Source organism: Methanosarcina sp. (assembly GCF_049706645.1).
Taxonomy (GTDB): domain Archaea; phylum Halobacteriota; class Methanosarcinia; order Methanosarcinales; family Methanosarcinaceae; genus Methanosarcina.
In genome coordinates this window covers 1-18,655 of sequence record NZ_JBNAKP010000014.1, presented here as the reverse complement: position 1 = coordinate 18,655, position 18,655 = coordinate 1, and the positions used below count along the sequence as shown (strand labels likewise).

Annotated in this window: 20 protein-coding genes; 10 read left to right on the top strand and 10 right to left on the bottom strand. The window is 43.7% G+C overall.

Annotated elements, in window-relative coordinates:
- Positions 1 to 114: 114 nt before the first annotated feature.
- The 7 genes from ACPK8D_RS05225 to trmY form a co-directional block, all read right to left on the bottom strand.
- On the bottom strand, positions 115 to 723 hold the full coding sequence (locus ACPK8D_RS05225) for a HemK2/MTQ2 family protein methyltransferase (RefSeq protein ID WP_424716794.1): 609 nt from the start codon (positions 721 to 723) through the stop codon (positions 115 to 117).
- A gap of 12 nt (positions 724 to 735) precedes the next feature.
- Positions 736 to 1,479 carry a 16S rRNA (adenine(1518)-N(6)/adenine(1519)-N(6))-dimethyltransferase RsmA gene (gene rsmA / locus ACPK8D_RS05220; protein ID WP_424716793.1) on the bottom strand — a complete coding sequence of 248 codons (744 nt, stop codon included), beginning with the start codon at positions 1,477 to 1,479 and terminating at the stop codon, positions 736 to 738.
- 316 nt (positions 1,480 to 1,795) lie between these two features.
- Positions 1,796 to 2,527 carry a DUF655 domain-containing protein gene (locus ACPK8D_RS05215; RefSeq protein WP_424716792.1) on the bottom strand — a complete coding sequence of 244 codons (732 nt, stop codon included), beginning with the start codon at positions 2,525 to 2,527 and terminating at the stop codon, positions 1,796 to 1,798.
- Positions 2,528 to 2,867: 340 nt separating this feature from the next.
- Positions 2,868 to 3,221, bottom strand: a complete 354-nt coding sequence (locus ACPK8D_RS05210; RefSeq protein WP_424716790.1) for an RNA polymerase Rpb4 family protein — start codon at positions 3,219 to 3,221, stop codon at positions 2,868 to 2,870.
- Positions 3,222 to 3,754: 533 nt separating this feature from the next.
- Positions 3,755 to 4,048 carry a 50S ribosomal protein L21e gene (locus ACPK8D_RS05205; protein WP_424716789.1) on the bottom strand — a complete coding sequence of 98 codons (294 nt, stop codon included), beginning with the start codon at positions 4,046 to 4,048 and terminating at the stop codon, positions 3,755 to 3,757.
- 149 nt (positions 4,049 to 4,197) lie between these two features.
- Positions 4,198 to 5,493: a tRNA pseudouridine(54/55) synthase Pus10 gene (locus ACPK8D_RS05200; RefSeq protein ID WP_424716788.1), complete on the bottom strand. Its 1,296-nt coding sequence runs from the start codon at positions 5,491 to 5,493 to the stop codon at positions 4,198 to 4,200.
- 322 nt (positions 5,494 to 5,815) lie between these two features.
- Positions 5,816 to 6,451, bottom strand: a complete 636-nt coding sequence (gene trmY / locus ACPK8D_RS05195; RefSeq protein WP_424716787.1) for a tRNA (pseudouridine(54)-N(1))-methyltransferase TrmY — start codon at positions 6,449 to 6,451, stop codon at positions 5,816 to 5,818.
- A gap of 296 nt (positions 6,452 to 6,747) precedes the next feature.
- On the opposite strand from trmY, the gene ACPK8D_RS05190 reads away from it, so the two are divergent.
- Entirely contained in the window at positions 6,748 to 7,404 is a 657-nt protein-coding gene (locus tag ACPK8D_RS05190; RefSeq protein WP_424716786.1) for a metallophosphoesterase, read from the top strand.
- Between the two features lie 44 nt (positions 7,405 to 7,448).
- Here the strand turns inward: ACPK8D_RS05190 and ACPK8D_RS05185 are convergent, their stop codons facing one another.
- On the bottom strand, positions 7,449 to 7,625 hold the full coding sequence (locus tag ACPK8D_RS05185) for a hypothetical protein (protein WP_424716785.1): 177 nt from the start codon (positions 7,623 to 7,625) through the stop codon (positions 7,449 to 7,451).
- Between the two features lie 374 nt (positions 7,626 to 7,999).
- Here ACPK8D_RS05185 and ACPK8D_RS05180 point away from each other — a divergent pair, with 374 nt between their 5' ends.
- The 6 genes from ACPK8D_RS05180 to ACPK8D_RS05155 all read left to right on the top strand — a co-directional run bounded on the left by ACPK8D_RS05180 (position 8,000) and on the right by ACPK8D_RS05155 (position 14,353).
- The gene (locus ACPK8D_RS05180) at positions 8,000 to 9,232 is read left to right on the top strand and encodes an MgtC/SapB family protein (protein ID WP_424716784.1); all 1,233 of its coding nucleotides are present in this window, start codon (positions 8,000 to 8,002) and stop codon (positions 9,230 to 9,232) included.
- A 505-nt stretch (positions 9,233 to 9,737) separates the two neighbouring features.
- Positions 9,738 to 10,295 carry a hypothetical protein gene (locus tag ACPK8D_RS05175; protein WP_424716783.1) on the top strand — a complete coding sequence of 186 codons (558 nt, stop codon included), beginning with the start codon at positions 9,738 to 9,740 and terminating at the stop codon, positions 10,293 to 10,295.
- A gap of 639 nt (positions 10,296 to 10,934) precedes the next feature.
- Positions 10,935 to 11,639, top strand: coding sequence for a cell surface lipoprotein (locus tag ACPK8D_RS05170; protein WP_424716782.1), 705 nt, complete (start codon positions 10,935 to 10,937; stop codon positions 11,637 to 11,639).
- Positions 11,640 to 11,663: 24 nt separating this feature from the next.
- The gene (locus tag ACPK8D_RS05165; RefSeq protein WP_424716781.1) at positions 11,664 to 12,830 is read left to right on the top strand and encodes a tRNA (guanine(10)-N(2))-dimethyltransferase; all 1,167 of its coding nucleotides are present in this window, start codon (positions 11,664 to 11,666) and stop codon (positions 12,828 to 12,830) included.
- A 153-nt stretch (positions 12,831 to 12,983) separates the two neighbouring features.
- Positions 12,984 to 13,604 carry a MarR family transcriptional regulator gene (locus ACPK8D_RS05160; RefSeq protein ID WP_424716780.1) on the top strand — a complete coding sequence of 207 codons (621 nt, stop codon included), beginning with the start codon at positions 12,984 to 12,986 and terminating at the stop codon, positions 13,602 to 13,604.
- A gap of 53 nt (positions 13,605 to 13,657) precedes the next feature.
- Entirely contained in the window at positions 13,658 to 14,353 is a 696-nt protein-coding gene (locus ACPK8D_RS05155) for a DUF2110 family protein (RefSeq protein WP_424716779.1), read from the top strand.
- A gap of 174 nt (positions 14,354 to 14,527) precedes the next feature.
- Here ACPK8D_RS05155 and ACPK8D_RS05150 read toward each other — a convergent pair whose 3' ends face one another.
- Positions 14,528 to 15,268 (bottom strand): V4R domain-containing protein, encoded by a 741-nt coding sequence (locus ACPK8D_RS05150; RefSeq protein WP_424716778.1) that lies wholly within the window; start codon positions 15,266 to 15,268, stop codon positions 14,528 to 14,530.
- A gap of 469 nt (positions 15,269 to 15,737) precedes the next feature.
- Between ACPK8D_RS05150 and ACPK8D_RS05145 the strand changes: the two genes are divergently transcribed.
- Both ACPK8D_RS05145 and pspAA read left to right on the top strand, forming a co-directional pair.
- Positions 15,738 to 16,484, top strand: a complete 747-nt coding sequence (locus tag ACPK8D_RS05145) for a PspA/IM30 family protein (protein ID WP_424716777.1) — start codon at positions 15,738 to 15,740, stop codon at positions 16,482 to 16,484.
- 3 nt (positions 16,485 to 16,487) lie between these two features.
- Positions 16,488 to 16,766, top strand: a complete 279-nt coding sequence (gene pspAA, locus ACPK8D_RS05140) for a PspA-associated protein PspAA (protein WP_424716776.1) — start codon at positions 16,488 to 16,490, stop codon at positions 16,764 to 16,766.
- Positions 16,767 to 16,831: 65 nt separating this feature from the next.
- On the opposite strand, the gene ACPK8D_RS05135 is transcribed toward pspAA, so the two are convergent.
- A complete protein-coding gene (locus tag ACPK8D_RS05135) occupies positions 16,832 to 17,281 on the bottom strand; it encodes a universal stress protein (RefSeq protein ID WP_424716775.1) in 450 nt (149 codons plus the stop codon).
- A 676-nt stretch (positions 17,282 to 17,957) separates the two neighbouring features.
- On the opposite strand from ACPK8D_RS05135, the gene ACPK8D_RS05130 reads away from it, so the two are divergent.
- The gene (locus ACPK8D_RS05130) at positions 17,958 to 18,422 is read left to right on the top strand and encodes a hypothetical protein (RefSeq protein ID WP_424716774.1); all 465 of its coding nucleotides are present in this window, start codon (positions 17,958 to 17,960) and stop codon (positions 18,420 to 18,422) included.
- The last annotated feature ends 233 nt before the right edge of the window (positions 18,423 to 18,655 follow it).

Below are 18,655 nucleotides of genomic sequence, written 5' to 3'. Positions count from 1 at the left end.
GTAAGTTCTTTAGAAACTCCATAAAAAGAGAATTTAATGTTGAATTATGCCATAAAACAAGAACTTATTGCTGAATTAATAAAAAGGCAATTTTGAGAGTTTTTATTCGGAGATTCACAGGAGTTTTCCCCGGACAACCATTAACTCCTCAAAAGAAATCTTTTTCCTTGTTACAACATCAACCGCAAATCCCAGCTTCTCCATTTTTTCCTTAACCGGATCCAGCCCGGTAATTGAAGAAATAAGCACAAGAATTTCTCCTCCGGGCTTGAGATAATCCCTTACTTCGTTCAGAAACCGGTCCAGGGTCTCTCTTCCACTGGTTCCGCCGTCAAAAGCGTAGTTTAGCCATCCCGGAACTTTTTCCTCTCTTGAAGTGGGCAGATAGGGCGGGTTAAAGAGAATAAGGTCAAAACGGGTTTCCAGGCTCCGGGGTTTGAGCGCTTTGAAAAGGTCGGTACGGATAACCTCAACACCGTTTATTTTCGCACATCGGGCGGCATGGGGGTTGATTTCCGTAGCGATCAGCCGGATATCCTTAAGGTTTGCAAGGAGTACGGCTGATACAAAACCTGAACCGGTCCCGATTTCAAGGATATGTATGCCTGCTTTTGCTTCTTTAAGGGCTGCATCGGCAAGCAAGACGGAGTCTTCTGCAGGCTCATAGACAAGGTCCGTATACCCGAGCTTGATCCGGGCTTTCCTGTATTCGATTTCAACCATGTTTCGAGTTCTTTATTCTTTTATTTCTTTTTCTGAAACTGACTTCTTTAAATCAATTATCTGATTTGCAACCTGCGCAAGCTCGCCTGGAGTCAGGTTTTCAGCGCGTTTGCTCATTAAATCCCCAGGCAGGCGGGCAATTACTTCTTTAATGTCGGGAATTTTGAGTAGATGATTTGTGTTCAGGATTGCGTTTCTCAGTTTTTTCCGGCGCTGGCTAAAGACTGCGGCCACGAAATCCATGAAAAAAGCTTCGTCTTTAACTTCGAAAGGTGCAGGGCGGGGAACAAGTTTGACCACCGCAGAATCAACCTCAGGTGCCGGCTGGAATGCGCTTTTCGGGATTTTCATCAAAATGGAGGCATCGGCAAAATAGCAGGTGTCGACCGTAAGACGGGAATAGTCCTTGCAGTTGGGCAGGGAAACCATCCTGGCTGCAAACTCATACTGGTACATTAAAATGCCAAGTTTGAATTTACGGCGAAGAAGCTTGAAAGTTATCTCCGAAGAGATGGAATAAGGAAGGTTTGAAACGACCTTATCGAATTCCGGAAAATCGACTTTAAGAGCATCGCCGGCAATGATCTCGACATTTTCAACCTCATCGAAACGGTCATGGAGAACCCTGATCAGGGCAGGATCAAGTTCAACTGCAATTATTTTTTTTGCCTTCCGTGCAAGCCTCTCAGTAAGGTTTCCGATACCTGCACCTATTTCAAGAATAACATCCTCGGGCCCCAGATCAGCAGCAGCCACTATCCTGTCCAGGTAGCCTGCATCGACCAGGAAATGCTGATCAAAAGTGCCTCCTTTTATATTATATTTTTTAAGAAGAGAACGAACCAGAGCTGAAACCTCCTGAGTAGATCAAGTACTTTCCTGAATAAATCAGTACTTTCCTGAATAAGCCGGGTACTTTGATCTGAAGCAAACCATACTATGTAAATTCGAGTAAACCTGAAGCGGAGTTAATGTGAATTAAACGAATATATGAATTAAAGGAATAACCAAAAGTTGAAAAGACTTAATCTTGAGAGCATTATTGAAAAAATAGAACAGAGAGATTCACATCTCACTCGGCTTTCTGACGGCGCGGTGGAGTCGTGAACAGCCTGTATTTGATGAAGTCATCTTTGAGCTCTTCTTCAATCCTGTGTGCAAGGACTTTAGCCGGGTCATGCAGGCTTGGAATTCTTTCCCGGATATCCTGAAAACTCTTGAAGTCCCCTTTTTTGCGCTCATCAATTATAGACCACATGAGCTTTTTTCCTATCCCGGGCAGGAGTTCAAGCATGTGAAGCCGGGTAGTTATTGAATGGGCTTCGTTGAAAAACTTTACAAAGCGTTCCTCCTGATGCCTGACGCAGGCTTCAAGGATAAAAGGCAGCTCAAGATTAGCTCCTGTCGTAAGATCGGAATAGCCTATCCTTTGCTTCACGTGATCGATTTCGTTCCGATCTCCCGGCCCTATATAAACTCTTGCCTGGATCTGAGGAACCACCCCGCTTTTGGGAACAAGCTCCATAAGGGTAAATTTTTTGTCTCCCACAGCCTGGACAAGAGGTTTCTTCTGGTATGCTGCAGTGCCGTCAACGGACTTCCCATAGGGAAGGTAGTCGAGAACCCATGCATATTCCTCTCTTTCCTGCGAGCTTTCCAGGGATTTTCCGGATGAGCGCGGAGCTCTCTCTGATTGTCTATCGGATTGCGGTTTGCCTGTCGGACGCCTGCCGCCATAAGAAGGTTTTTCAGCAGCTGATCTGCCAGCGTAAGGTCTACCTGATTGCGACTTCTCTACTCTCATCAGCACCCATCCTATCGATAAATATGAAATCCCATGGAAATCTGTGTTCAGGATCTGCCTGATCCTGATATGCCCTATTCACTCTATCCGGTCTGGGACCTATCTCATTAATCGGACCTGTCGGCTATTCACAAATTTCCAGTGTTCTATAATAAAACTTTAGACTACCCTGTAACCGGCATCCCCGGACTCGATTCTTCCATAACCCAAAGAGTCCTCTCTGTTTGAGTTCAGATCAGGTTACTCCCTGATATTTTAAAGTACTCTAAGTTTCGGATACTTCCCTTATAAATAACAAGATGAAAACTGCTATATAGCTTATTCCCTTTGCATCTCAGTTTTATTCAATAGTTTCCAGCACATAATCAAGAATCTGATCAAGTTCTTCATTGCTAAGGGTATATTTTTCTTTAGCGTAAATTGATCGGATTTCGTCCCTGGACTGAGGCAGAATATCTGCGATCCTGACCGCGATTGAAGGCTTCATTTTTTCGAGTTCTAACAGCCTGTTAACCAGTTCTCTTGATTTCTGTCCGCTAATTTTTGAGAACTGTTCAGCATGGCGCAGGGCTTTTCTGAATCCGTATCCTACTTCAAGCCCCTGCTCTCTGCGCTCTTCGACGATCCTGGTAAGTAGTTCTCTGACTTCGGCCAGGGTCAATAATTCTTCACTGAGGACTTCCTTAACTATCATTGGAATACACTCTTTTCGACTTAAAAGCTGTAACTAGTTGCCATTCCCTGCTGAGTAATCCGTTCTGATCACTCTTCAATTCTCCAGGAGTTCCTGGCTTCAAATAAATTTCTGCCTGTCAGTATCCCGAAACCTGAATAAAGCTCAGGATTGTGCATCCTTTGCACTGATCATGCCTTATCCAGATTACCGTTACGCACGAAATTCGATCGTATTTAATAATAATCTGAAATTGTTCCGAATAATTTTATCCTGATCTGGCTCAGGTATATGTCTGACAAACGATATATAATTATAGATATTCCCATATCGGGCTAAGATACCAGATTTTTAAAAGCAGTTTCTTCAAAATTCCCCTCTTGTCTTCAGCAGGTTTTCCAGGGGACATTGGGTTTTACACTTAATTACAGGCCATTACTCTTGCAAGTTCCCGAAAATCCCTGGCAGAAGCCCAAGCTACGGTAGAGGCCTGCATACTGTAAACTCAGGATAAAAGGGGTTAGGTTTTACAACCTAACTGCCTGGAATGGGAATTAATATTTCTGCGGTTTGAGGTGCTGAGGGAGGGAAATAACTTCCTTCATCGCATTTCCATTGCGGACCCGAAGAATGTATGAACGGCCGCGTTGTCCGATTACCTTTCCGGTAGAGCCCTGGAACTTCGGATTGGGCATACCTTTCTGAATGCTCGGGTCAATGTCGATATGGACCATCTGCCCTTCTTCGAATTCCTGAATTGCCTTGCTTACAGGGGAAATTCCTCTTTCACGAACTGTCTTCTGTAATTTGTATCTTGTGCAGCGTTTTTCACCGTGGGAATTTGTCATCGCATGTTCCTCCTTAGAATGCTCGATTAATTTCTCTATAGTATATTACAGTTTTTCTCTAGATAAGATGGATATTATTTAAATAAAACGTTCAGTCAGGCAATGCTTTCCTGACCCTGCGTATTAAATAAACCTGATTCAGATTGAATTTAAATATCGACGTTGACTACATCAAGATCTTCCACAAGCGCAGGAATACCTAAAAGCCCGCTCAGATTCGGGTTTGTCCTACCCTCATCTCCGGAAATGAGCTCTTTTACATACAGTCCGCCTTCGCAGTTTACTGTTATGTAAGCGTAACCCTCGTCTGTCAGTTCATCAAGCCTGATACTGTGCACGTGCCTTTTCCTGACAAGGTCAGCCCGCCTGTGAACCACACGCCTCGGAGTCTGCTGAGAGATCTCTACGCCACTCAAAGCCTCAAGGCTGGATTTAAGCTTTTCCTCTGAAACAGGCTCTTTAAATGTAACTTTAAGCTTATAAGTTTTATCCGCCTTTGAGCTTTTCAGGATCTCAATCATATCTTTTCCAGCGAAAGCAAGCTCATTTACCTCAACTTTTCCGGCAGCTTTTTCATTAATGCTCCTCATGAGGGCTTCAAGATCTGTGTTGCGCTTTTTAGGGGATTTTGCTTCCACTATAAAAGGCCTCCCGCTTCCGAGCATCAGGGCGTCGATATCTTCCCTGCCCGAACCGTGAAAAGCCGTATCTATTGCCTGGAAAGCCTCGACTACAGGCCCCTTTATAAGCTCGTCTACGGATTCCTGGTACTGTTTCCCTGTAAAATTGCAGTTTTCACATCCTTTGCCCTTGCATTTCCTGCACGGCCAGCGGGTCTGGGGAATTCCCCTGACCAGTTTGCGGTAGCGCCCCAGGATATATACCGAGCGGACCTGAAGTTCAAGCTTGTTTTTTGCGAGGTCAAGGGTAATTGTAATGTCAGGGCTTTCAAAGTCCACATCTTTCTGAACTTTTTCGGCTATCCGCTTGCCCACTTCCCTGTTAAGCTCGGTCTTAAGCTGCTCGGCGTACGCAGTACCTACCTCAGCCCAGAGCATCTCTTCGTTTTCACTAAGAAGCCCGCTAACCTTCGTGCCCACGAGAAAGGTCGAATACTCGAGACCTTCGAGGGCTTTTGCGGCTTCATTGGCCCATTCATCCAGTTTTTTGAACTGGTCAAGGCAAACCCAGCACTGTTCGTCTTCACCGCTGATTCCAAGCGTCTTCCTTGCAAACGCACTGCAGGGGATAAGCTCCTTAAGAAGAGAGTCATTGTTTTCAGCTTTGTAAATTCGGTCCCCTTCCAGGACGAGGGCTAGTTTGAGGGCCTGCCCGCGTTCTCTGTTGCTCAGGCCGGTGGACAATTTTGCAAACTGGCGGCCCAGGCAGTTATCACATACAGGGCCTTCGTGCAGAATCTTCTTTGAAATTTCAAGTACATCCATTTTCTTTCACTTTCTTTAAGCTCTTTGTTCGGGAAATAGACCTGAGTAAATAATCAGGAAACGAGGGATAAATATGCATAAGAGCGATTGCCTTAAAGACGATACGTTACTGCCAGTACCCGGAAATGCAAATCGGAAAATGCAAATCTCCGGGATAATCACATCCGGATAAGTTTCTATTCAGATACAGGGAAATGGGATATAACTTTTTGTGTTGAAACAAACCCGGGAATTGCAGCCCAATCTTGGTTGTAACTCACTGCTGACTACAACTCAGTCCTGAATTCAACCGTTCCTGTTGCAATTTGGCCCTGAGTGCAGCTTAATCCTCTACCAGGCGGCCAGCTTCTCCGGGTAATTCTCCTCTTTCCGCTTCAGCCCTGTCCAGTTCATTGTGCACAAGGGTTATGCAGTGGTTGGAATGAAGGGAAAGAGGGCCTACCGAGATAATTTTCGCCCCTGCCTTAAGGAGCTGCTCTTCCTCTTCTTCGATAACTCCTACATGGTCTCCCAGAATAAAGACCGGGTCCCGAATTTCATCTGCAAGCTCCCTGATGTCCTCTCCGTCCTCTCTCAGGTAGAGCAGGGTGCGGCCCTCAAAGCTCGAGAGCAGGGATCCGAGATTTCCCCTGCGAATCCAGACGCCCGGAGTGGAACGGAGATCCTGTTCAGTTACATCCTTTTGAAGGGCTTTCTGGATAAGCGAACCGCTGCTTCGCTCGTCCGGGTTGAGGTATCTCAGGTGGAGCCCTTCAAACCTGAGGATTTTTCCGGGATCAGGTTCCCCCAGCAGAAGCAGGTGTACATTTACATCCCTGCGCATTCCGAAAGAGAGAAAAAGGGCAGAACTCACGCAGCGGCAAAGGATATCCATTCTTCCCGCAGAACCTGGAAGATCGTTTAAAGAAATATCACCGCTTGTCTTTGCCTTATGCCCTATAATAACGATATCGCGCATGGGCACTATATTTACGTAAGGGATATAAAAAACCTTTTTAGAAACCTTTTTAGAAATCTTTTTAGAAACCTTTTTAGAAGAAAGGTTTATCAAAAAATCTCTTTAGAAAAAGGTTATCAAAAAATTCGATATAAAAAACTTTTTTGCGAAAAGATTTATCAAAAACCTTTTAAAAAGGTTTATCAAAAAAGCGATACGAAAGGATCTTTTGAATAATTACAAATTATAAGACTCTGCAAATAAACATCAATAATAGTACTCTTACTGATAATTATGAATAACAGGACCGGATAAGGATGAAGATACTAGCTATTTCTGACCCCCACGGGGATTATTCGAAGATAAAGGAAATGATGGAGAAGGCCGGGGATTTCGACCTTGCAGTCGTTGTCGGGGATATTACTCATTTCGGGCCCGATGAAAAAGTCGAAGAATTGATGGAACTTTTTGACAGGCCTGTGCTTGCAATTCCCGGAAATTGCGACCAGAAAAGCATCTTGAAAGCTCTTGACGCCTCAAAGGCAGTAAACCTTCACGGAAAAGCCGAACAGATAGGAAATATCAGGTTTATAGGGCTGGGCGGCTCAAATCCAACCCCTTTCAATACGCCCTTTGAGCTTTCTGAAGAGGAAATTGAAAAAGCTCTTGAAGGAATGGTCTGCTCTGCCGAAAATGCAGGCGAGTGCGGAACCATAGTGCTTCTGACTCATGCCCCTCCCCACGGTGCAAGGGATGAACTTCCTTTCGGGCACGTGGGCAGTAAGGCTATCCAGAAATTCGTTGACAGAGTTGACCTGATCGTCTGCGGGCATATCCATGAGGCAAAAGGCCTGGAGCAGGTGGGAAAGACGGTAGTGTTAAACCCGGGCGAAGCCTCCAAAGGCTCCTGCGCCCTTATTAAGCTTGAAGAGGCAGAAGGCAAACCTATTGAGGTTGAGTTTATAGAGGTATAAGCAGCCAGACTCAATAAAAGCCAGACCTCAATCTATAATCAGGTTCAGTCAGGTTTAGCAAATTTTCTCAGGTACTGCATACCTGTAAGGAACAATCTGTGAAGTTCCAGGTTAAGAGTTGCCTGTAAGAAGTTTTTCTCAGGTTTAAGAGTGCCTGAAAGAGTATTACACAGGCTCTCATATACTCTGAACATTTTTCTCCTTTTAGGGGCTAAATTCATTACCAGGGGCATCCTTACTATCTAATTATATTTTTTTAGCTCGCTCCATCTATTCACCTTGCGGAAATGAGTAGTAATGGATAATATGCGGGAATGAGTAGTAGGATAATATTACCTGTAATTGTTCATTCTACTACGCGAAGTTATTTACTTTATTATTCACAATTATTCACCCGCCTGATTATCTTGACAGATAGAATGCTTAAATAAGTTAAATAGAGATTTAAATAGGGATTTTATAGAGATTTTAAATAAGAATTTTAAATAGGAATTTCTTAGAACTTAACTCTGGATTTTAAAGACCGAAAAATCATAGAGGTTGAGCTACGGGTACCATTGAAGAGTTCGGTTTCGATCCGGTTTTTCTGGATTTCATGACAAAACTGGCCACATCCTTCCTGATAGGCATAATGGTAGGCATAGAAAGGGAGCATAGAGGCATTGAGCACGAAATCTTTGCCGGTGTAAGAACTTACAGCATAACCTGCATGACAGGCATGTTGACTGCTTTCGTAAGCGAGGCAACAGGGCCGGGTTTTGTCTATGTAGCCGCGCTCTTTTTCGGAGCAATCTGTTCCATAATTACTTATGCCAAGATATTTCTCTTCCAACGGATCGGGGTTACCAGCCCTATCAGCCTCTTTTTCATTTTCGTAATGGGTATCCTTGTGGGTTACGACTACGGCCTGTTTGCTATTATCTCTTCAATAGTTGTGGCTTTCCTTCTGATCCAGAAAAAGCCTCTTCACCAGTTTGCAGGGAACCTTACAAGAGAGGAACTTTACAATGCCATACAGTTCCTGGCCGTAGCTTTTATACTTTATCCGGTGACGCCGGACAAAGAATTTTTCGGGGTTATAAACTTCAGGTCTGCAATCCTTATTGTAATTCTTGTTTCACTTATCAGCTTTTTAAGCTATGTGCTCCTGAGAAAGTTCGGCACAAAGCGCGGAATATGTTATTCAGGTTTTGTGGGCGGCTTTGTAAACAGTGAAGCCACAACAGCCGCACTTGCAGGTCTCTCAAAACGGGCAAAGGAAATGGCCGATCCCGTGCTTACCGGAATCCTGCTCTGCAATATTTCCATGCTCATCCGGAATCTCGTATTAGCCCTGATCGTTGACCCTACTGGCCAGACAACCCTGTTTATGCTTCCTCCCCAGGCCATAATCATTCTTGTTTCCATAGCAATGGCTCTCAGGTATGATAAAAAATTCTGCCCTATAGGTGGGGGAGAACTTAAAATCGAGTCCCCTTTTTCACTTGGACAGGCATTTAAATTCGGCATTGCTTTTACCGTCATCCTCATAATAGGAAGCTTTGCCTATAAAATTGCAGGAACTGCCGGAATTTATGTTACTGCTTTCGGGGCTCTTGTTAGCAGTTCGGGAGTAATAGTCTCGGTAACCTTACTTGCCGTAAGTGGAAATATCTCCTATGCGACTGCAGCGAACACTGCAGTGCTTGCAAGCCTGATCAGCACGGTTAACAAAATCTTGCTTTCGAAAATCTCCGGTTCTTCCAGCCTTTTCTCTCTTGCAAAAAATACTTTCGGGATAATTGCGGTTATCGGGACTCTTGCTTTACTTTTGTGGAACGTTATTTGAGCGGGATCTGATACGGATTTTTGTTTTAAGGGGTTTTCAGGTAAAAGCGATCTTATGATCTCGTAATTATTACTTATGAGCTCAAACTGGCACTTATGATCTCACAACCGATGCTTACGGTCTCGTAATTACTGCTTAGCCGCGAATACCATTATATGCGAGTATGATATTAAAATTGTTAATAAGTCAGGCTTGAATTGCCGGGGATATGGAAGCGAGCTTCAGGAGCTTTTAAAAGGGGTACTTATTCAAAATAATAAGAATAATTCAAAAAGAGTGAAAAGTATATTTATATGTACGGGTCATCTTGAAAAAGAAAAATTGGATTCGAAATGCCCTTAAAGAAAGACTGCAATACTACAAAGTACTGAGCCGTATAAGGCAATAAAGGTTGATTAAACCTGAACGGTTAAGTTTCGAATCAAATACTAGCTTGAAATTGCGTGAAATTTCGAGTTGAGGTATTATTTCCGAAATTTCACAATCGTAAGATGTGGGGAATAAAATGAAAACAAAAATAATTGTACTGCTTCTCATATTCGGCGCCGTTTTACTCTCAGGGTGCGCAGGGGACGAACAGCCCTCGCCAGAGGAAAATGCAACTCCTGAAGAAACTGCAACCCCTGTAGAAAATTTGACTGATGTAGAAACACCGGAAGAAGATGTAACTGCCGTAGAGACCGAAACGCCAGAGGAAAATGTAACTGCTGTAGAAACTGAAACACCGGAAGAAAACGTAACTTCGGAAGAAAACGTAACAGAGGGAACAGTCGGGGTTTCAACTCCTGGCATAAAACAGACTCCCTATCCTGTAAGACTGGAAAATAATAGAGCAAGTCCCTCAAGTCTTGAAATAAAAAAGGGAGAAACAGTTGCCTGGTTAAATCTGGAGGACAATCCGAAAAGGGCCTTTACCCTTGTGAGTGAAGAAAATCTTTTTGAGAACACAAACCTTGTGTACAGGCGCGCTTTTGCTTATACCTTCAACGAGACCGGAGACTATCACTTCAGTATTGTCGGGCAGCCCAGAATGAATGTCAGTGTTAGTGTAACTGAGCCCTGAAGGGTAGTTCATTAAAACTAAAGAGTAGAAAGCTCAGGAAAAGCTGGCCTGATAAAGGGTTCGAATAGTTTCATTGTTCCGAAGAAAGTCTAAATAATTATGGAACATGGATTTACAGGAAAGGCCGAGAAAATCTCCCGGCAAATCAATTTTTTACTTTTTTAAACAGGAGCTTCCCGGGACACGCATAAGCTTTATTTCGCATCTCCCTGGATATTCATGGGCTGCGTCCTACAATCCCTGTCTACGGAAATTTTACCGTTACAGGCAAACTGCAGGATTTCTTAACAGGCCCTCCTTTCCGGAGTAACTCAGGATAGGTATGCAGGTGAATTTTCAGGCCCGGTATCTTCTCTAAAAAATGAAATATTTTCCAGGTATTGAGGCTTCATGTTGTAACTGAGGCTTTAAGGCTCTAATTTCTTTTCTAACCAGTATACAAAGTAACACTAATTTTAATTCCGTATTATATTATCCGGATCAGCACCTATCACTCAAAATTCATGTCCGTGCTTCAAAAATAACTCCGGCTTAAAGGACTGTTATAAGAAAGCATTATTATTTATAAAAGGCTTATATTAAACTGGGAGAACAAAAAGGAGAGTAATAATAAGGAGACTAATAAGAAGGAGGAGGGGATTGGTAACAAGAAAAATAATTTTACTCCTGATAGTCCTGTCAGTAATAATTTCGGGTTGCCTGAGTTCGGAAAACGAGGAAGAGGAAGAAGATGAAGGGGCAGGCGGCAGTTCAGGAGGCTCGCAAAGACCGAGACAAATGATGACACCGGAAGAAATACAGGGAGAATTGAGTACACCGGAAGAGACAGGAACAGAAGGAGATATCTGGATATCGGAAGAGACAGATATAGAGGGAGAAGGGTGGACACCTGAAGAAATGGGGATACAGGAAGAAACGATAGCACAGGAAGAGTTTGAAATACCGATAAAAACAGAAATGCAGGGAGAATTGGGGACACCGGAAGAGACGGCAATTTCGGGAATCCGGGAAGAGCCTGAACCAGGGCAAACAGAAGCAGGGACCGAAGAAGGGGGATTATCCGGGGCTGCACAGCCCGCCGGAACCGCGCAGACATCCCATCCTGTAAGGCTTAAGGATTATCTTATGATTCCTCCAAGATTGGAGATCAATACCGGAGATACGGTTGTATGGAGGAATTACCAGGAATCCAGTGTGCTTGTCCTGACCAGCAGGGAGTACCTTTTCGAGGATCAAAGGCTTGCCTATGGGAATACCCTGGAATATACATTCGAAGAGCCCGGAAGCTATAGTTTCAGTGTGAAAGGATATCCGAAAATGCAGACAACCATCACTGTAAAATAAGATCCCAAAGTATAGCAGTTTCAAATGACATATCAAACTATAGTCGAAGGCACAACAAAGGTTTCAGTCCCGGTCCCGCCTCCGGACGCAACCTTCCCTCCCTCGGCAGCTCCGGTTTTTTACAATCCGGAGATGGAGCTTAACCGCGATATTAATGTAGCAGCTACGGCTGCATTTGTGGAAAGGCTTCTTTCGAGAAAAGAAATTCTCAGGGAAGAAGTTCGTTATGTGGACGCTTTCTCAGCTTCAGGAATAAGGGGGCTTCGGATTGCAGGTGAAGTGGGGATCCATGCGACGATGAATGATTGGAGTCCCGACGCATTTGAAATAATAAGGGAAAATATCAAAATTAACGGGCTTGAGGAAAAAACCCTGGCTACCCGCAAAAATGCAAATGTGCTGCTTCACGAGCAAAAATTCCATATCGTGGACATTGATCCTTTTGGCACCCCTTCACCCTTCCTGGACGCTGCGTCGGCCTCGGCTCGGAGTATGCTGTCGGTTACGGCAACGGATACGGCCCCTTTATGCGGAGCCCACCTGAAAGCCGGGATAAGAAAATATGCGGCTGTACCCCTTAACACGGAATATCACAGTGAAATGGGCCTTCGAGTTCTCCTGGGAGCCTGCGCAAGAGAGCTTGCAAAACATGAAAAAGGAATGTTGCCCCTGCTTTCCCATGTGACACGCCACTATGTTCGCACTTACCTCGAAGTTCTTCCCGGAACAAAACAGACTGACCGAACCCTGAAGTTGATGGGCTTCAGCATTCACTGTCCGACATGCGGATTTCGGGGGCCGGTATATGGGCTTGTAGTACATATCGAAAAGGAATGCCCTGTTTGCGGGTCTTTCACACAAATTGCAGGCCCTTTGTGGCTTGGGCCGTTCAGGGAACAGGCCTTCTGTAACGAAGTTATCTCCGAACTTGAAGTGCATCCTCTAAACACAAAAGATAAAGCAAAAAAGTTAATTACTTTCTGCAGGGACGAACTCGATATCCCGATGTTCTATGACCAGCATGTGATCTGTAAAGAACTCGGAGCTTCTGCGACCGGAATAGAAATCCTGATGGAAGCCCTCAGGGCTCATGGATTTGAAGCGTCAAGGGCCCACTTCAGCGGCACCTCCTTCCGAACCGATGCGCCTATAACAGAAATAAAGGAAATAATCAGGGCGCTTTCAGGGTGAGTTCCCCAGGTAAAGATGAAGAGGTAAAAGTGCAGATGTAAAAATGCAGGATAGAAACTATCACGGTATTATATATAAACCATAGAAGAATACTTAAAACGCTCTGGTTTAGACCCAGAAGTAATCCGCTAGAAAAAATCCCGGTGTGATATTATGTCCGATGAAAATGCAGAAAAGTTATTTTTGCAGGAAAAACCCACTCGCGCACTGCTATTTATAGGCTCGATGGGGAAGACCTATGCATCTGTTATTTCTAAAGAGATAGATTCCACCTTTGCCCATACTACAAGAATCCTCGCGAAAATGGAACAGTGCGGACTTATAAGATTCACATTCGAGGGGCGGATAAAATTTGTCGAGCTTACGGAGTATGGAAAAGAGGTCGAATCGGCTCTCAAAGAGTTCAGGGATATAATCGCCGAAGAACCGGCGGAAGAACAGAGAGGGGAATCCCCAGATACAGGTACTGAAAGGGAAGAAACTGCAGACGAGGAAGAAGAGAAAGAACCTGAACAGGCAGAAGAGCTGGACCCTCTGAGTGCCGAAATGCTTGAGAAGGTAAAAAAACTCCGGAATAAAATTGAGACTATCCACAGGGATGCAGTGGAACAGGGAGACAGCAGGGACACGATTTCCCGGAAACTTGGCCCTTACAGTCGGGACATAAAGAAACTCCAGAATCAGATTGAAAGGGCAGAAAGCCCGATTGACGAAACTGTCATCTCAGCCCTGGAAGAAAGTGAAGAACTTCTGGAAGCTTACCTCAGGGGCTGAGGGACTGCCCGGTTCCCGAAAAAACAACAGAAGAGAGAATTGGTAGGAAGAGTATGATAAAAGTTGTAACCCTCCAGCATATTTACGGAAAGAACCGGGAAAGAATGGCTGAGCTTTTGAAAACCCTGGTTGAGAATGAATTGAAAGACCTTGAAGTAAAAGTTGAGATCTCTATTACCCCTGAAAACTGGGCCGAGTTCACCCTTGAAGGCGAGGATGAAGAAGTGTCTGCGAATTTGCTGACTTCGAGATATGGAACGCCTGCGAAGAAACCCGAATCCGGAAAGATATACATGGGTTTTTTGCAGGCGTTCGGAGAGGATGCTTTCTTGGTTAATATCGGTGTGCCTGTAAGGGTCGAAGCCGGGGAACTGAAAGCTCTGGGCAGCGGGAAGCCAAAACAGCTTGCCTCGAGATTTGGCCTTATACCTCATTTGCCGGTCGAAGTTGAAGTTATTGAGGCAAATAAGAATTTAAAAGCTCAGTTCACCAAAAAACAGCTTGACCTCTGGTGGAGCTGGAAAAAAGCAGCTACTGACAGGGTAACGGTTAACGGAGCAACCCGTTCGGAAATCAAAAGCGCGATTAAAAGAACAGGTCACGGAAGGGATATTTACGAAATTGAGCGCCTGGGGCTGCTGGAACATGCAATCGTGTGCCGGGAAAAAACCGACGGCCCTGGCATAGTTGCAGCAATAGGGCCTCGCCTCAAGTCCGAAATGGGAGTTATAGTAGGAGATGCTCGCTGACCGATCGCCTTATGAGAAACGCGCACTGAGGAGAAAAATAGGCTGACGCCCGAAAAAAAGAGCTGGCCTGGGAAAAATTTTATAAGTCAGTTGGTTTTGAGAATGGAGCGCGGTTTAGAACCCAGAGTTATTAATAATAATTTGTATGTAAAACCTTGAGTCTGTAAAAGGAATTTATATTGTTATCTTAAAAAGGCAGTGCTCGTGCCCTGTGCCGTAACACTCGGTCTCGATAACTTTGCAATCCTCCTTCTCCAGCTTTCCTTTAAGAATTCCCTCAATAATGCCTTCTCTAAAGGTGCAAAAAGGTTTTCCGACTACTGGCATTGATCTGGCTTTGAAACTGTCTTCAATCTGAAGAGCAGGGAGATCTGCGAGTACGGAAACCCGACATTTTCCATGGAATTCCAGAAAATCCGCAATCCCTTTCAGAAGTTCATCAGGGGTCCGGGATTCAAAAATAGGGGAAATAGATCTTCCTAGATCGCTTCCTATCGTCTTTATAATCGGGGCATTGTCTATCCCGTATGCTTCAAAGCCAAAGTAAAGTGCATGGAACAGGATTTCTGCAAAACAGAACCTGTCACTTCCGTTTGTGGGAGCTTTTTCCAGCAAATTCCTGTAGTGCTCGATGAAAGGTTCCTGAGAGCAACCCATGTAGCTAGAGGTGAGGGAATAAATCTTTCGGCGCCGATCTTTCGGGTCAAAGTTTTCTTCCACAAGCTCGGACGACCTGAGATTATTAAGGTGTACGGAAATAGTTGATTTGGCTTTTGCTGTAAATTTTACGATTTCATCAAACGACCTGGGTTCTTCCCTGAGCAAATTAAGGATCTGGAGTTTAACAGGACTGCCTACTGTTATCAATCCCCTTTCATTATAAAAAAATTCGGTTTTACTCTCAGGTCTTGCCATAATATCTTTAGATAAGTTGTATTTAGATTATATAAATCGTTCGCACATCAGCGAATAATTTCATATTATATATAATTATAAGCTTATATAATTCTCCTCTTCAGGAAAGCGAACTTAGAAAGAGAAAAATTTGATCCGGGAAAATGGAACTTTAATTCGGGAAAAGAAGAGTTTGATTCAGGAAGAAAGATATTCGATTCAGGAAAGGAAAAGTTTGATTCAGGAAAAGTTTGAATCAGGAACAGAGATATCTAATTCAGAAAGAGAGCTATTTGATTCGGGAAGAGAGATTTATAGGTAGAAGTATAGATATGCTAATAATATAATTCCAGCCAAAACAAGTAGACTGTAAAGCTGCCAGAGTCACCGGATAAAGTGCCTGAAAGGGCCTGGCGTGGTTATCAGATCTATGCATTGAAGCCTCATCTATTCGGCTTGAAAACTTTTAAAAAAGCAAAGGGGAAAATATATGGGATTATTCACAAGGATGGAGACGGTGTTCAAATCAAAGATGAATAAAGTGCTTAACATGATGGAAGACCCTCGGGAAACGCTGGACTATTCTTATGAAAGGCAACTGGAAATGCTCCAGAACGTGAAGAGGGGAGTTGCAGAAGTAGCAACCTCAAAAAAGCGCCTCCAGCTCCAGCGTGCAAAACTGGTCCAGAACACGGATAAGCTTGAAGGACAGGCAAGAGATGCAGTTGCCGCTGGCAGGGAGGATCTTGCAAGGCTCGCTCTCGAAAGAAAGGCTGCCCTTCAGCAGCAGGTTGAAGGAATTGACCGGGAAATTACAGAACTTGACCAGCAGCAGGAGAAGCTGGTAGAGTCAGAAAAGCGCCTTTCAACGAAAGTCGAGATTTTCAGGACCCGGAAAGAATCGATTAAAGCCCAGTACTCAGCAGCTGAAGCCCAGGTGAAGATAAACGAATCCGTTACAGGGATAAGTGAGGAGATGGCGGACGTGGGTCTTGCGCTCGAAAGGGCGGAAAATAAGACCGAAGAGATGAAGGCGCGGGCTGAGGCAATTGACGAGCTTATGGAAGCCGGCACACTCGAAGACCTCACAGGCGGCAGGGATGAAATCGATCGGGAACTTGCAAAGATCAGCACCAAAACCAGCGTAGAATCCGAACTTGCCAGACTTAAGGCCGAAGCCGGAAAAGGGCCTGAAAAAGAGAAAACCGAAGGTACGGAAGAGAGAAAGGAGGTCTGAAGATTGATAATCAGAATTATGGGCGAAGGCCAGTACAGGGCGCCTGAGACTCTCTGTGACGAATTAAACCAGATTGATAACCGGATAGTGGATCTGGTTGAGGAAGGAAAAGCCGAAGAGTTCCGAAACGAACTTGCCAGACTGATTTCCGAGATAAAGCAAAAAGGTGAGCCGATTGAAGCGGAAGAGATTCTGGAATCCGATATTATCGTGCCCCCAGGGGATCTGAGCTTTGAGGAAGCAAAAGACGTGTTTAAAGGTTCGGGAATCTTTCAGGATTAAAGCTTCAGTTTAAGAACGATTTCCCGGCACTGGAAGTAAGGTTAGCAGGCCTTCAGGGCCTGCATTCATCGAATAACCATTACTGGAACCCTGGAGTGCCTGACGACCTTTTCTGCCACACTGCCGATCAGGAATTTTTTGATGCCTGTCAGGCCGTGTGTGCCCATTACTATAAGGTCAATATTGCTTTCTTCGGCATATTCAAGGATTTTATCAGCCGGAATGCCTTTCAGGAACGCGGGCTCAACTTTAACCCCGGCTTCTTCTCCCAGCTTTTTCACATCGCCAATTGCAGCTCCCCCTTTATTCGCAAGATATTCTTCAAATGCCTCGCTCCAGCCCATAACCGTTCGTGTAGTTACTGCGTGCTGGGTAGAGATCACATAAAGGGCATGCACTTCAGCACCTGTTGCCTTTGCTATGTTTATTCCATAAGAAGCCGCTCTTATTGCATTTTCCGAGCCGTCGGTTGCGACCAGAATTCTCTTGAAAAGACTTCCCTCCGTTCTATCCACTCCCTTTTATGATATGATAAAAGCACATCCTTTTTAAGGCACACCTTTTTTCTTATTTTATAATATATATCATGGTTTTTTCTTATTTTAAAACATATGCCACTCTTTACTCTCTAATTTAAAAATATGATTATTGATATTAAAAACTCATCCTGACCTGAGTATTGATATTGAAATTCATCCTGAGTATTAATCTCGAAATTCATCCTGATTATGGGATAGGGACTGTAGAGAGAAGTTGCTTCTTTCAGGCGAACTCATTTTCTTTATTTTGTATCATGAATGTCTATATTAAAAGCCCCCAGTCTGATACAAATTTTTTTATGCGCAGGATATTAAGAATTTTATATAAGAAAGATTGTCAGGCCGATATATTTCTTCAATATATTATAAAAAATAAACCTTGAAATTTAAATGAGAGACTTTATGTAATAACGGATATAACTATTAGTAAATAGTATAAAGACCCGTTTAAAACTCACATAAGACTTATAAGACTTATTTCTCCTGCAAAAAAATCGAATTCCAGAGTGTATGATGGAATAATTTTCAGGATCAACCCTAATCTATTAGTCAGCTCTTAGCTATATTATCAGGGTTAAGTTATTAAAATTGATAAAATTGAAATCCTGAAAATTTAGAATTAAAATCCTGAGAATTAAGGTGGTAAATTTTGTTGAAAAAACGAGTTCTGGTTATTCTGCTCATTATAGCGGCATTTCTCAGCTTTGGCTGCACCGATAGAGAGGGAACGAATCTCTCGGTCTCAAATAATATGACCGAAATAAATGTCAGTCTTCCGGAGACAGGTGAGGGTAGCTGGTGCGCTGCAGGTTCTCAGCTTCAAGTAAAAGACCCGACTACCGGAAAAAGCCTGAACTTGACAATTACCGGAACCGAAAAATTCGAAAACAAAACTCTCTGCAAAGCCTCTGTAGAAACCGGCAGCGAAGGAAATATTTCCGGATTTGAATACATGTGGTCCGAAGATAGGAATACCACAATCTGGACAAAATACGGCAAAGATGGAAATCTCTCAGTGAGATTCATCTATGTGGATGGAAAAAAGAAAATAGTCGATGGAGACGGAAGGACGCTTGAGTTCGGGAATACCGGGACTGTTTTATCTATCCCGTTGTGAAAAGGGCTCAATATCTTTTTCTTTTTCCTGTCTTCCATATAAGAGGATCGATCTGTCTCTTCAACTTTTCACTTATCTATTCCGTTCTTTTTCTTTAATTTTTTTTCTTTAATTTTTGTAACTATTCAGGGTATAGTTAGCGGCGCTCCTTTGAGCGCCGCAAGAATACCCTCTATAACAGGCAAACTATTCTTTCTGATTGTAGAAATGTATGCTCTAATTCTGCAGAAAGC